The sequence below is a fragment of the Micromonospora sp. LA-10 genome (assembly GCF_051853095.1).
GTDB classification, from domain to species: domain Bacteria; phylum Actinomycetota; class Actinomycetes; order Mycobacteriales; family Micromonosporaceae; genus Micromonospora; species Micromonospora echinospora_A.
Window position 1 is genome coordinate 822625 of the sequence record NZ_CP195710.1, and the last position, 12818, is coordinate 835442.

12 protein-coding genes are annotated in these 12818 nt (G+C 73.0%); 4 read left to right on the top strand and 8 right to left on the bottom strand.

Annotation, left to right across the window (positions count from 1 at the left end; all coding sequences use genetic code 11):
• The first annotated feature begins 7 nt into the window (after positions 1-7).
• Positions 8-1051, top strand: a complete 1044-nt coding sequence (locus tag ACSDG8_RS04010) for a polyprenyl synthetase family protein (RefSeq protein WP_210891079.1) — start codon at positions 8-10, stop codon at positions 1049-1051.
• On the opposite strand, the gene ACSDG8_RS04015 is transcribed toward ACSDG8_RS04010, so the two are convergent.
• The 8 genes from ACSDG8_RS04015 to ACSDG8_RS04050 all read right to left on the bottom strand — a co-directional run bounded on the left by ACSDG8_RS04015 (position 1048) and on the right by ACSDG8_RS04050 (position 10267).
• Positions 1048-2016: an acetylxylan esterase gene (locus ACSDG8_RS04015; RefSeq protein ID WP_210891077.1), complete on the bottom strand. Its 969-nt coding sequence runs from the start codon at positions 2014-2016 to the stop codon at positions 1048-1050. The genes ACSDG8_RS04010 and ACSDG8_RS04015 overlap by 4 nt on opposite strands.
• The gene (locus ACSDG8_RS04020; RefSeq protein WP_210891075.1) at positions 2007-2696 is read right to left on the bottom strand and encodes an N-acetylmannosamine-6-phosphate 2-epimerase; all 690 of its coding nucleotides are present in this window, start codon (positions 2694-2696) and stop codon (positions 2007-2009) included. Before ACSDG8_RS04020 ends, ACSDG8_RS04015 begins: the two co-directional genes overlap by 10 nt.
• On the bottom strand, positions 2693-3622 hold the full coding sequence (locus ACSDG8_RS04025) for an ROK family protein (protein ID WP_439427662.1): 930 nt from the start codon (positions 3620-3622) through the stop codon (positions 2693-2695). Before ACSDG8_RS04025 ends, ACSDG8_RS04020 begins: the two co-directional genes overlap by 4 nt.
• 2 nt (positions 3623-3624) lie before the next feature.
• Complete coding sequence (locus tag ACSDG8_RS04030) at positions 3625-4563, bottom strand: dihydrodipicolinate synthase family protein (RefSeq protein ID WP_210891071.1); 939 nt, start codon at positions 4561-4563, stop codon at positions 3625-3627.
• Complete coding sequence (locus tag ACSDG8_RS04035) at positions 4560-5627, bottom strand: oligopeptide/dipeptide ABC transporter ATP-binding protein (RefSeq protein ID WP_210891069.1); 1068 nt, start codon at positions 5625-5627, stop codon at positions 4560-4562. The genes ACSDG8_RS04030 and ACSDG8_RS04035 overlap by 4 nt, the downstream gene beginning before the upstream one ends.
• Entirely contained in the window at positions 5624-7582 is a 1959-nt protein-coding gene (locus ACSDG8_RS04040) for a dipeptide/oligopeptide/nickel ABC transporter permease/ATP-binding protein (RefSeq protein WP_439427663.1), read from the bottom strand. Before ACSDG8_RS04040 ends, ACSDG8_RS04035 begins: the two co-directional genes overlap by 4 nt.
• On the bottom strand, positions 7582-8538 hold the full coding sequence (locus tag ACSDG8_RS04045; protein WP_064446265.1) for an ABC transporter permease: 957 nt from the start codon (positions 8536-8538) through the stop codon (positions 7582-7584). Before ACSDG8_RS04045 ends, ACSDG8_RS04040 begins: the two co-directional genes overlap by 1 nt.
• Before the next feature lie 103 nt (positions 8539-8641).
• The gene (locus ACSDG8_RS04050) at positions 8642-10267 is read right to left on the bottom strand and encodes an ABC transporter substrate-binding protein (RefSeq protein WP_439427664.1); all 1626 of its coding nucleotides are present in this window, start codon (positions 10265-10267) and stop codon (positions 8642-8644) included.
• A 138-nt stretch (positions 10268-10405) separates the two neighbouring features.
• On the opposite strand from ACSDG8_RS04050, the gene ACSDG8_RS04055 reads away from it, so the two are divergent.
• The 3 genes from ACSDG8_RS04055 (at position 10406) to ACSDG8_RS04065 (ending at position 12757) form a co-directional block, all read left to right on the top strand.
• On the top strand, positions 10406-11137 hold the full coding sequence (locus ACSDG8_RS04055) for a FadR/GntR family transcriptional regulator (RefSeq protein ID WP_439427665.1): 732 nt from the start codon (positions 10406-10408) through the stop codon (positions 11135-11137).
• A 116-nt stretch (positions 11138-11253) separates the two neighbouring features.
• A complete protein-coding gene (locus ACSDG8_RS04060) occupies positions 11254-12207 on the top strand; it encodes a hypothetical protein (protein WP_439427666.1) in 954 nt (317 codons plus the stop codon).
• 58 nt (positions 12208-12265) lie between these two features.
• Positions 12266-12757 carry a hypothetical protein gene (locus ACSDG8_RS04065; RefSeq protein WP_210891060.1) on the top strand — a complete coding sequence of 164 codons (492 nt, stop codon included), beginning with the start codon at positions 12266-12268 and terminating at the stop codon, positions 12755-12757.
• Positions 12758-12818 lie beyond the last annotated feature (61 nt).

Genomic DNA, 12818 nt, shown 5'->3' on the forward strand with positions numbered 1-12818 from the left:
CGGCGCGATGGCGCCGACCGCCGGGGTGGCCGGCGGGCACGTGGAACGGATGCTGGAGCGCTATCGCGGGCTCGCCCTCGGCGCGCTGCTCGACGACGTGCCCGACGGCGGCCCGCGCTACCTGTACGACCTGGTCTCGGAGTACCCCCGGCGCTGGGGCAAGGGTCTGCGCGCCGCGCTGTGCCTGGCGACGTGCCGGGCGTTCGGCGGCGGCGACGCGGTGGGCCTCAACGCCGCCGTGACTGTGGAGTTGTTCCACAACGCGTTCCTCATCCACGACGACATCCAGGACGAGAGCGAGCAGCGGCGCGGCGGGCGGACGCTGCACGCCGAGTACGGCGTGGGCGTGGCGCTGAACGTCGGCAACATGACGAACCTGCTGGCGTTGCGGCGGCTGGCGGCGAACCGGGCGGCGCTCGGATCCGGGATCGCCTGGCGGCTGTTCACCGAGACCGAGCTGATGATGCGCCACTCGCTGGAGGGGCAGGCCATCGAGATCGGCTGGATCCGCGACAACGTGTGCGACCTGGACGCGGACGACTACTACCGGATGTGCCTGAAGAAGACCTCCTGGTACACGTGCATCTACCCGTGCCGCACCGGCGTCCTCGTGGCGACCGGCTGGGAGAACGCCGTCGACGTGCTCGACCGGTACGGCTGGTACCTGGGGGCGGCGTTCCAGATCCAGGACGACGCGCTGAACCTCGTCGGCGACTACGCCCGGTACGGCAAGGAGATCGCCGGTGACCTGTGGGAGGGCAAACGCACGCTGATCCTGATCGACTTCATGCGGCGATGCACGCCGGAGGAACGTGAACGGCTCGTGCGGTTGCTGAGCCGTACCCGCGCGCAGCGCACCGACGCCGAGGTGCGCTGGCTGCACGGGCGGCTGCTCGCGTACGACTGTGTGGAGTCGGCGCGGCGCAGCGCCCGGGATCTCGCGCTCGCCGCCCGGCGTGAGGGTGAGCGGGCGCTGGGCGCCGCCGCCGACACCGAGGACGGACGTTTCCTGCTGGAGCTGACCGACTACGTGGTGGAACGCGCGCGCTAGCCCAGGATCCCGCGCAACCAGGTGAGCTGTTCGCGCTGGTGTGCCGCCTCGCCGCCCTCGTGGTCGTTGAACTCGTACACCCGCACGTCCTTGTCGCCGCCGTAGCGGTGGTAGGCGGCGAAGCAGGTCGACGGCGGGCAGACCTGGTCGCGCAGGGCGACGGAGAACAGCGCCGGCGCGGTGGCGCGGGGCGCGAGCACGGCGGCGTCCAGGTAGGACAGCGTGCGGAAGACCTGGTCCGCGCGGTCGCGGTGCAGCGCGAGGTAGTCGACGACCTCGGCGTACGGGCTGTCCGGCCCGGAGACGCGCACGCCCCGGCGGATGTCGCACAGGAACGGCACGTCCGGCATGACGGCGACGACGTCCGGGCACAGCGCGCCGGCGGCCAAGGCGAGGCCGCCGCCCTGGCTGAAGCCGGTGACCGCCACCCGCGCCGGGTCGACGGCCGGGTGCCGCCGGGCGGCCTCGGCGAAGCGGACCGCGTCGGTGATGAGCCGCCGGTAGTAGTGCTCCGCCGGATCGGCGACGCCCCGGGTGAGGAAGCCGGGCACGGTGCCGGCCGGGTAGGGGTGCGGGTCGGGCGTGCCGCCGGTGGCAGCGCTCCAGCCCTGGCCCCGGCTGTCCATGATCAGGTGCGCGAAGCCGGCCGCGGCCCAGAACAGCTTCTCGTGTGCCAGGCCGCGGCCCCGACCGTAGCCGAGGTACTCGACCACGCAGGGCAGCGGCCCGTCGGCGCCGGCGGGCAGGTGCAGCCATCCGCGTACCGGCTCGCCGCCGAAACCGGGGATCGTGGCGGCGTGCGTGCGGATCTGGGTCAGCCCGGTGTCGACCGGCTCGTAGACCGCCGCCGCCGGGTCGCCGCCGCCGTCGAGCGTGCGCGCCCAGAACGCGTCCAGGTCCGCCGGCACGTCCAGCTCCGGCCGGTACGCGAGGCAGCCGGCCAGGTCGAAGTCGGTCAGCGGCACGACGCGGCCTCCCGCACGGCAGCGGCGAACCAGCCGGTGATCGTGCTCGGGTGGGTGATGGCGGTGCCGACCACCACCGTCCACGCGCCCGCCCGCAGCGCCTGCGCGGCCTGCTCCGGCGTGTGGATGCGTCCCTCGGCGACCACCGGGACGTCGACCGCGGCGGCGAGCCGGGCGACCAGGTCCAGGTCCGGCCCGTCGCCCTTCGTGGTGTACGCGGTGTACCCGGCGAGCGTGGTGCCGACCAGGTCGGCGCCCGCGGCTGCCGCCGCGACGCCCTCGTCCAGCGTGGAGCAGTCGGCCATCACGAGCGCGCCGGTGCGCTCGTGCACGGCGGCGACCGTCTCGGCGAGGGTACGGCCGTCGGGCCGGGGCCGGGACGTGCCGTCGAGCGCGACGACGTGCGCCCCGGCGTCGGCGACGGCGAGCGCGTGATCGAGGGTCGGGGTGATGAAGACGTCGTCGTCGCCGTCCTTCCAGAGCCCGATCAGCGGCAGGTCCACCGCCGCCCGGATGGCCGCGATATCCGCCAGTCCCTGCGCGCGGATGCCGGCGGCGCCGCCCCGGACGGTGGCGAGCGCGACCCGGCGCATGGTGTCCGGGTCACGCATCGGCTCACCCGGGTACGCCTGACAGGAGACCACCAGACGGTCACGGAGCTGGTCGACGAGCGCGTTCATGAGACCTTCCAGGCGAGCGAGGCGGCGCCGAGCAGCGGCGCGTCGGGGCCGAGGGTGGAGGCGAGGACCGGGACGCCGGCCAGGGCGGGCAGCGTCTCGGCGGGCACCGCGTCGCGCAGCGCGCGCCACCACGGCTCGCCGAGCCCGGTGACGCCACCGCCGATCACCACGGCGGCCGGGTCGAGCACGTTGACCAGGCCGCCGACGGCGGAACCGACAGCAGCGCCGCCGAGCCGGACGACGTCCCGGGCCGTCTCGTCGCCGCCTGCCGCGAGCGCGGCGACGGCCCGCAGGTCGGCCACCGGCCGGCCGGTACGCCGGATGTACTCGGCGGTGAGCGCGGGCCCGGCGGCGATCGCCTCCAGGTGCCCGCGCCCGCCGCAGGTGCAGGGCAACGTTCCGGCGTACGGCGACGGCTGGTGCCCGGCGTGCCCGGCCGCACTGTGCGCACCGGCGAGCACCGTCTCGCCGAGGACGAACGACGCGCCGACGCCGGTGCCCACGGCGACGTAGAGCACCGTGTCGTGTCCGGCCGCGACGCCGTGACGCGCCTCGCCGAGCGCGTGGGCGTGCACGTCGTTGATCACGGTCACCGGCACGCCCAGGCGCCGGGCCAGGTCGCCGCGCAGGTCCGTGCCGGTCCACCCGGTCAGCACGTCGGTGGCGGACAGCACCCGGCCGGAACCGCTGTCGATCACGCCGGCGCTGCCGACGCCGAGCGCCCGTACGACGTCCGGCGCGTCCGCCCGCAGCTTCTCGACCAGGCCGGCGGCGGTGTCGAGCACCGCTGCGGCGCCGGAGCGACCCGGCGTCGGCGCGGTGCGCCGGCTGACCACCTCTCCCCCGGCGGTGACCAGCGCGGCGGTGGTCTTGGTGCCGCCGATGTCGAGCGCGGCGACCAGACCGATGGTGCTCACCTCAGGCATGGTCAGAGCAGCCCGGCCAGTTCCAGCTGGGTACGCACGCGGCCCGTCTCGGCGGCGTCCAGCGGCCGCAGCGGCAGCGACACCGCGTTGCCGGCGATGACACCCAGCAGGGACAGCGCGGTCTTGAACGCGCCGACGCCCCGGGTCGCGCCCGCCGAGGTGGCCGGGTCGGCGGCGTCGACGATGCGGAACAGCCGGGTCAGGCGGTCCTGCTCCCGGCGGGCGGCGGTCCAGTCGCCGGCCAGGCAGGCGCGGTGCAGCCGCACGTACCCGGCGGGGTCCACGTTGCCCAGTCCGGGCACCGAGCCGGACCCGCCCGCGAGCATCATCGCGTCGACCACCACCTCGTGGCCGGTGAGCAGGCTGAAGTCGCGCTCCGGCGCGTGCTCGGCGACGGCCAGCGCCAGCTGGCGGAACGCGACGTCGTCGCCGCTGGAGTCCTTGACTCCTGCGAGCACGCCGTCGGCGGCGAGCCGGGTCAGCAGGTCGACGGAGAGCTTGCTGTGCACGCAGACCGGGATGTCGTACGCCAGCAGCGGAAGCTCGACCGCGGCGGCGACCGCGCGGAAGTGCCGCTCGATCTCGTGCGGGCCGACGATGGCGTAGAACGGCGCGGTCACGACCAGGCCGTCCGCGCCGAGGCGGGTGGACGCCTCGGCCCGTTCCACGACGCGGCGGGTGGTCGGTTCGATGCAGCCGGCGAGGACCGGCACGGCGCCGCCGGCGGTCTTGACGATGGTCTCCAGCGCCAGGTCCCGCTGCCGGTCGGTGAGAAAGACCGTCTCGCCGGAGCTGCCGAGCGCGAAGATGCCGTCGACCCCGGCGTCGAGCAGCCACTCGACCAGCCGTTCCAGGGAGTGGACGTCGACCTCGCCCTCCTCGGTCAGGGGGGTGACGGCCGGCGGCACGACTCCGGCGAACCGCGGGGCGGGGGTGGTCACAGGTTCTCCTCGACAGACTCAGTTGTGGTGCGGCCGGTCGCCGAGGCGGCGAGCGCGACCAGTTCGGTGTTGGCGGTTCCGGCGGGCACCGGGTGGTGGCAGCGGAACTCGTGGCCGGTGCCCTCGGCGGGGCGCGGCGCGGGCATGTCCACGGCGCAGCCGTCGGTGACGGCCCAGCAGCGGGTCCGGAACGGGCAGCCGCTCGGCGGCCGGGTCGCGGACGGGACCGGGCCGACCAGCGGAATGGGCTCGATCGGCGAGAGCAGGCCCGGCGTGGCCGAGAACAGCGCCCGGGTGTACGGGTGCCGTCCGCCCTCGGGGAGCAGGTCGGCGGGCGTCTGCTCGACGATGCGGCCCAGGTACATGGTGACGACCCGGTCGCTGACCCGCTTGACGGTCTGGATGTCGTGCGACACCAGCACCATGGCCAGTCCGAGCCGGTCCTTGAGGTCCAGCAGCAGGTTGAGGATCTGCGCCCGGACCGACACGTCGAGCGAGCTGGTCGGCTCGTCGGCGATGACCAGCCCCGGTTCCAGGGCCAGCGCGCGGGCGATGGACACCCGCTGGCGCTGGCCGCCGGAGAGCTGGCTGGGCAGCACGTCGGCGACCGAGCGGGGCAGGCCGACCAGGGCCATCAGCTCGGTCACCCGCTTCTCGCGCTGCTCCCGGGTGCCCCGGCGGTGCACGTCGAGCGGGTCGCGCAGGATGTCGCGTACCGGCATGCGGCGGTTCAGCGACGTGGCGGGGTCCTGGAAGATCATGCCGACGCCGGCGCCGATGTGTTCGCGCCGTTCGGCGGCGCTCATCGACCACACGTCCTTGCCGGCGAACGACACCGTGCCGGCGGTAGGCCGTTGCAGGCCGACGAGCACCTTGGCCAACGTGGACTTGCCGCAGCCGGACTCGCCGACGATGCCGACCGTCTCGCCGGCCCGGATGACCAGGTCGGCGCCGGTGAGCGCGTAGACCTTCTCCCGGCTGAACATGCCGCCGCCGCGCGAGGCGTGCACCACGTGCACGTCGTTCAGCTCGGCGATCGGCCGGTGCTCGGTGGTGGTGCTCATCGGGCCGGCTCCTTCTCGCTGACGGTGACGGCGGGGTGGTGGCAGGCGTACCCGTGGCCGTCCGTGCCCGCCAGGGCGGGTGCGGTGTCCCGGCAGATCTCGGTCGCCATCGGGCAACGGTCGGAGAACCGGCAGCCCTTCGGGAAGTCGGCCGGTGACGGCACCACGCCGCGGATCTGGGTGAGCCGTTCCGCGCCGGTCTCCAGGGACAGGACGGAACCGAGCAGGCCGCGGGCGTAGTGGTGGGCGGGCGCCTCCATCACGTCGGCGGTCACGCCGGTCTCGACGATCTGGCCGCCGTACATCACCACGACCCGGTCGCAGACGTCACTGACCAGGGCGAGGTCGTGGCTGACCAGGATGAGGGCGAAGCCGAGCCGCTCGCGCAGGTCCAGCAGCAGCTTCATCACCTGGGCCTGCACCGTGACGTCGAGCGCGGTGGTCGGCTCGTCCGCGATGATCAGCTTCGGGTCGCGGGACAGCGCCATGGCGATCACCACGCGCTGCCGCTGGCCGCCGGACAGCTCGTGCGGGTACGCGGCGAGCGTGCGCCGCGGGTCGAGCCCGACCAGCCGCATCAGCTCCTCGGCGGAGCGGGTGCCGCCGCGGCGGATCATCTGGGCGAGCTGGGCGCCGACGCGCAGCGCCGGGTTCAGCGCCGACAGCGCGTCCTGGTAGACCATGGCGATCTCGCGGCCCATCAGGGCGCGGCGGCCCTTGGCGTTCAGCTTCAGCAGGTCCGTGTCCTGGAAGCGGATCTCGCCGCGTACCCGGGCGCCCTGCGGCAGCAGGCCCATCACCGCGAGGACGCTGAGCGACTTGCCGGAGCCGGACTCCCCCACCAGGCCGACGACCTCGCCGGGGCGTACGTCGAAGGTGAGCCCGTCGACGATGTCCACGCCGCGGTGGCGGCCCTCGAAGCCGATGGACAGGTCGCTGACCTGAAGGACCGGCTTGCCCTGCGGCAGCGGGCGGGCGCGTTCGCGCAGCCGCTGCGCCGCCTCGGCCAGGCCTGGTAGCTCGACCACCTCGCCGGTGCCGGGCTGCGCCTGCTCCAGCGCGTCACCGCTGGTGGTGGACGTGGCGCGGCGCGCAGCCGGGGCGGCCCAGGCGTCGGACATGCCCTCGGAGAGCACGTTGAGCGCGAGCACTGTGAGCAGGATCAGCAGGCCGGGGAAGAACGTTGCCCACCAGCCGCCGATCTGCACCATCTCCTTGCCGAAGGCGATGACCGAGCCCCACGAGGAGGCCGCCTCCTGCGGGGCGAGGCCGCCGCCGATGAAGGACAGCGACGCCTCGAAGACGATCGCGTCGGCCACCATGACGGTGACGAAGACGAGGATCGGGGCGGCGCAGTTGCGCAGCACATGCCGCCAGAGGATGTGCGGGCGGCGGGCGCCGATGATGCGCTCGGCGGCCACATAGTCCTCGCCGTACTGGGACAGCACGTTGGCGCGGACGATGCGCGCGACCGACGGGGTGAACACGAAGCCGATCGCGATGACGAGGACCAGCAGGCTGTTCTTGCCGAACGAGATGATCAGCAGCGCGGAGAGCACGATCGTGGGGAAGGCCATGACCACGTCGAGGCAGCGCATGATGATCTCGTCGACGACGGTCCGGCTGCTGCCGGCGATCGCGCCGAGGATGGCGCCGAGCACCAGCGCGATGCCGGCCGCGCCGAACCCGACGATCAGCGAGCGGCGGGTGCCGGCGACCAGCCGGGAGAAGACGTCGCGGCCGAGCTTGTCCAGGCCGAACCAGAAGTCGCCGTTCGGGCCGGTCAGCGCCGGTCCGAGCCCGGTCTGGGTGGGGTCGTGGCGCAGCAGCAGCGGGGCGAGCACGCCGACCACGACGATGAGTGCGACGAACCCGAGCGCGAACCGGGCCGCGAGGCCGAGCCGGGCGAAGGCCATGCCGGGGCGGGACAGCCGCGTGGCGAGGGAGCGGCGCATCAGTGGCCTCCGCGCAGTCGGGGGTTGGCGAAGAGGTAGAGGATGTCGACGACCAGGTTGACCAGGACGAAGCAGAGCGCGATGGTCAGCACGGTGCCCTGGGCGAGCGCGGTGTCGTTCTGCTGGACGGCGCTCATGATCTGGGTGCCCATGCCGGGCAGCGAGAAGATGGCCTCGATGACGACGGTGCCGCCGATCAGGTAGCCGATGCGCAGGCCGAGCGCCGTGAGCGGGTTGACCAGCGCGTTGCGCAGCACGTTGCGGCCGATCACCACGCGCGGCGGCAGCCCGGCGCCGACGGCGGTGCGGACGTAGTCCTTGTCGAGTTCCTCGACCATCGACGTGCGGACGATGCGGGCCAGCGAGCAGCCGACCGGTACGGCGAGCGCCAGCGCGGGCAGGGCCAGGGACTGCAACCAGAGGCCGACCGAGTCGGCGGGGTTGACGTATCCGCCGGTCGGGAAGATCGGGCGGCGGACCGAGAACTCCTGGATGAACAGCAGGGCCAGCCAGAACGACGGCGTGGCGATGCCGGCCATGGAGACGATCCGGATGACCTGGTCGGGCCAGCGGTCCCGGTACAGGGCGGCGGGGATGCCGAGGGCCAGCGCGATGACGAGCGCGCCGACGACGCCGAGCGCGGTGAGCTGGATGGTCAGCGGCAACGCCATGGCGATCTTCTCGGCGACCGGGACCGACGGCGGGAACGTCATGCCGAGGTCACCGCGGACGAGGTCACCGAGGAAGTGCAGGTAGCGCAGCGGCAGCGGGTCGTTCAGGCCGTTGGCGGCGCGGAACGCCTCGACCTGCGCCGGCGTGGCCTGGTCACCGAGGACTGAGAGCGCCGGGTCGATCGGGGAGAACTGCATGATCACGAAGACGAAGAGCGTGATGCCCAGCACCAGGGGGATCAGCGTCAGGAATCGTCGTGCGACCAGGTTCAGGACGGTCAGCATGGATTCTCTTTCTCGTGGCGGGGGGCGCCGGGACGCCCGCCCGGCCGCACGGGTCACGTGGGCCGGGCGGGACGTCTGCGGGGCCGGAACCCCGCGCGTGGGCTCAGCCGGTCCGGCCGGTGCCCAGGAAGTACAGGCCGGTGGTGGAGGCGCCGGAGAAGCCGTCCACCTTGGCCGGGTCGTACGCGGTGACGACCTTGGTGTGCAGGATCGGGTACAGCGGCACCTGGTCCGCCGCCATGTCCAGGGCCTGCTTCCACAGCGCCTTGCGGGCCGCCTCGTCGGAGGTCTGCGCGGCCTTGTCCAGCAGGTCGCCCATGGTCTTGCGGTCGGCGTCGCTCCAGCGGTAGCGCTGCCCCGGCCAGGTCTCGCCGAAGTAGTACCAGCGCATCAGCAGGTCGGTGTCGACGCCGAAGACGCTCGGGTCACCGGTGGCCATGAGCACCCGGAACGTGTCCTTGGGGACGATGTCGCCGTAGATGGCCGAGGACGGCACGGTGTTGAGCGTGGCGTTGACGCCGATCTTCTTCCACTGCTCGATGACCAGCGGGGCGACGTCCTTGACCACGGAGCTGTCGGTGGTGTCGAGCCGGAACGACAGGTTGGTGACGCCGGCCTCCTGGAGCAGCGCCTTGGCCTTGTCCGGGTTGTAGTCGTAGACGGTGGCGGCCTTCTGGTACGCCTTGTTGCCCTCGTCGAGGTAGCTGGTCGCCGGGCTGCCGTAGCCGTTGAGCGCGGTCTTGATGACCGCGTCCTTGTCGATGGCGTAGTGCAGGGCCTGGCGGACGCGCTTGTCGCTGAACGGCGCGGCGGCGTTGTTGAACATGAGGAAGACCTGGTTGAAGGCCTGCTTCACGTCGATCGTGTACTTGTCCTTGAGCGAGTCCACGTTCAGGTACGGCACGGCCTCGATGGCCTGCACCCGGCCGCCCTGCAGGTCCGACACGCGGGCGGACGCCTCGGTGGTGGTGTTCCACGTCATCGTCTCGACCTTGGCGGCGCGCGGGCCGTTGTAGTTCGCGTTCTTGCTCAGCTTGATGCCGGATTCCTTGGACGCGCTGTCCACCTTGAACGGGCCGGAGCCGATCGGGGCGGTGTCGAACGCCTTGGCCGCGGCCGCGTCACCGGTCTTCGCCTTGGGGACGATCTTGATGACCGCGATCCGCTCGCTGAACAACGCGAACGGGTACTTCAGCGTGAACTCGACGGTCGTCGCGTCCTTGGCCGTGACGGCGTCGATGAAGGAGACGAAGCCCTGCATGAGCGGCGGCGCCTTCGGGTCCGCGGGCTTGAGCACGCGGGTGAAGGACCAGGCCACGTCCTCGGCGGTGACCGGGGTGCCGTCGGAGAACTTCGCGCCGTCGCGCAGCGTCACGGTCCAGGTCCGGTCGTCGGCCCCGGGGGTCGGGTCGCTCTTGGCCAGGGCGTTGTAGGGTTCCCGCGTGATCGGGTCGAGGTCGACGAGGCCCTCGAAGACGTGCTGGTTGACAGCGGTCGCCACGGCCGAGGAGGCGTTGCCGGGATCGAAACCGCTGGAGAGCGTGAAGGCCAGCGTGGCCTCGATGGACGTGCCCCCCTTCCCGTCGCCCACGGCGTTGGTCGAGGCGGGACCGCCACTGCAGGCCGCCAGCGCGACCGCGAGTCCGCCCGCGAGGGAGGCGACGGTCAGGGAGCGGACGCGGCCGCGCAGGGCGCGCCGGCTCCTCGACGGCTTACCGGTGGTGCTCACGTAGCTGCCTCCATAGGCTCTTCATGCGCTCGCGTGACCGCTCGCGCTCGGGGATGTTAAGCATAAGGTGTATGACGTCTGACGTCTGATGCCGGTAGGGTGAGAGTGTCAGATTCGGAAACGAAGGGCAAGGGGCAGATGACGACCATTGACGCCAGTCCGCTACGCGGCGCCGAGCGGCCGAGCCCTCGCCGGCAGGAGGTCGCCACCAGGATCAAGGAGTACATCCTGCGCAACCGCCTCAAGCCGGGCAATCTCCTGCCCACCGAGGCGGAGCTGTGCGAGGCGGTCGGCGCCAGCCGCTCCAGCGTCCGCGAGGCCGTCAAGATCCTCTCCGCGCTCGACATCGTCGAGGTGCGCCACGGTCACGGCACGTTCGTCGGCCGGATGTCCCTCAACGCCCTGGTGGAGAGCCTGACGTTCCGGGGCCTGCTCAGCGGCGAGGACGACCACCACGTACTGGCCCAGGTCGTCGACATCCGCCAGACGCTGGAGCAGGGACTGGCGGCCACCGTCATCGACGCCCTCGACGATGAGCACCGGTCGGAGCTGTCCGCGCTCGCCGAGGAGATGCGCAGCCGGGCGGCACAGGGTGAGGACTTCCTCGACGTCGACCGGGCCTTCCACCTGAAGCTGATGGAGCCGCTCGGCAACGACCTGCTGGTGCAGCTGACCGAGGCGTTCTGGCAGGTGCAGGCCATCGTCGCGCCCACCCTGCGGACCGAGCCGGAGGACCGGGTGATCACCGCCCAGCGGCACCAGGCCATCGTCGCCGCCCTCACCTCCGGGGACGCGGCGGCGCTGCGCTCGGCCATCGCCGAGCACTACGCGCCCATCCGGGCCAGCATCGCCCGCGCCGCCCAGCCCTGACCCGCTGGGGACCTGTCGTTCGAGCCTGATCGAAGTCCTCTGTCCCGGGGCGTGCCCCGTGCCGAAGCTGTCTGTGACGGGCGCGTCGGGCGCCCCGGACGGCCGAGGTGGGTGTCATGGCGAAGGCGTGGCGGTCGCGGTCACTGTGGTACGCCGTCGCGGTTCCGGCCGTCCTCGCGGCGGCGGTCGCCGGGACGATGGGCGCGGGCCGGGACACCGCAGCGCCGCCCGACGAGCGCGGCGCGGCCGGGCCGCCTGTCGCGAGCGCGCCGGCAGTGTCCGCCCCACCCCCGTCCGCCCCACCCGCGGAGGTGCTGTACGCCGCCACGCAGTTGCTGATCCGCGACTGCATGCAGCGTCGCGGGTTCCGCTACTGGCCGGCGCCCCGGCGTCCGGTGCCGGAGCGACGTGAGTTCCCGTACGTCCTCGACGACGTGTCCTACGCCCGCCGCCACGGATACGGCGGCGTCCTGGAACGCCGGCTCCAGGAGGCGATGGCGGCCGCCCCGAACGCGCGGTACGCCCGCGAACTGCCGCCGGAGCGCGGCGCCGCCGCCGTACGCGCTGTGAACGGCGACCCCGGCGAGCCGGACGCCCTGCGCGCGACGCTGCCGGCCGGCGGCGTGCTGCGCCGCAGCAGTCACAGCTGCACCTCGGAGGCGGAGCGCCGGCTCTATCTCGACCTGCCCGGCTGGTATCGCGTCGTCAAAATCACCGACAACCTCGCCGGGCTGCGCGTCGGCCGGGTGCTCGCCGACCCCCGCTACGCCGCCGGCGTGACGGCGTGGCGGCGGTGCATGCGCGCCGCCGGGCACGACGTCGCCGACCCGGCCGCGGCCCGCGCGTCGGTGCCCGAACCGGCGTCCGGCTCCGTCGCGACCGGAGAAGTCGAGCTGGCGGTGAGCGAGGCGACCTGCGCCACGCGCACCGGGCTCGGCCGGCTCTCCCGGCAGCTCGACGCCGAGCACCGCCGCGCCGTCGAACGACGGTTCCGCACCGAGGTGGCCGACCGGCTGCGCTTCGAAACCGCCGCGCTGCCGCGGGCCCGCGCCGCGCTGGCCGCCGGCTGACCCACCCCACGACGTCCGTGGCGGACCGCCACGGCAGGACCCGACCGGAGGGAAACCCATGAGAGCAGTACGTGCCGTGCTGGCCACAGTGGTCGCGGCGGCAGCCGCGCTGGCCTTCACCGCCACCGCCGCCCAGGCCGCGCCCCGGCCGACCCCGCACGCCGACACCCAGCGCGCGGCGGCCGGCAGCGGCTACCTGTACGTCAGCCAGGACGCCTACTGGTCGGGCCGGTGGTGCTGGTGGTACAACGCCGACACCAACTGGGACACGATCAACGTCGCCGAGAACGCCAACTGCGACAACAACAACAGGGCCAGCATGCGCAACCTGGCGTCCTCGGCGTGGAACGACTCGAACAGCGGCCGGCCGGTCGCCCTCTACATCCACCCCAACTACACCGGCGCGTACGCCTGCCTCGGCGCGGGTGACGCGTGGGACGACCTCACCGGGGCCTGGTTCAGCTGGGGCTCCAACCGCGACGGTTACATGGCGAACACGAACGACAACATCGCCTCACACCGGTGGCGGACGAGCTGCAGCGCCGGCTGAGACCAGGACCACGAGGGGCGGCAGCCGGCCGGCTGCCGCCCCGTCCGGCTGCCCGCGTCCA

Bases quoted from the DNA above. Each gene is read 5' to 3' on its own strand.
- ACSDG8_RS04010 (WP_210891079.1), top strand. From the start codon at position 8: ATGGCGCCGACCGCCGGGGTGGCCGGCGGGCACGTGGAACGGATGCTG.
- ACSDG8_RS04020 (WP_210891075.1), bottom strand. From the start codon at position 2,696: ATGAACGCGCTCGTCGACCAGCTCCGTGACCGTCTGGTGGTCTCCTGT.
- ACSDG8_RS04025 (WP_439427662.1), bottom strand. From the start codon at position 3,622: ATGCCTGAGGTGAGCACCATCGGTCTGGTCGCCGCGCTCGACATCGGC.
- ACSDG8_RS04035 (WP_210891069.1), bottom strand. From the start codon at position 5,627: ATGAGCACCACCACCGAGCACCGGCCGATCGCCGAGCTGAACGACGTG.
- ACSDG8_RS04040 (WP_439427663.1), bottom strand. From the start codon at position 7,582: ATGCGCCGCTCCCTCGCCACGCGGCTGTCCCGCCCCGGCATGGCCTTC.
- ACSDG8_RS04045 (WP_064446265.1), bottom strand. From the start codon at position 8,538: ATGCTGACCGTCCTGAACCTGGTCGCACGACGATTCCTGACGCTGATC.
- ACSDG8_RS04055 (WP_439427665.1), top strand. From the start codon at position 10,406: ATGACGACCATTGACGCCAGTCCGCTACGCGGCGCCGAGCGGCCGAGC.
- ACSDG8_RS04060 (WP_439427666.1), top strand. From the start codon at position 11,254: ATGGCGAAGGCGTGGCGGTCGCGGTCACTGTGGTACGCCGTCGCGGTT.
- ACSDG8_RS04065 (WP_210891060.1), top strand. From the start codon at position 12,266: ATGAGAGCAGTACGTGCCGTGCTGGCCACAGTGGTCGCGGCGGCAGCC.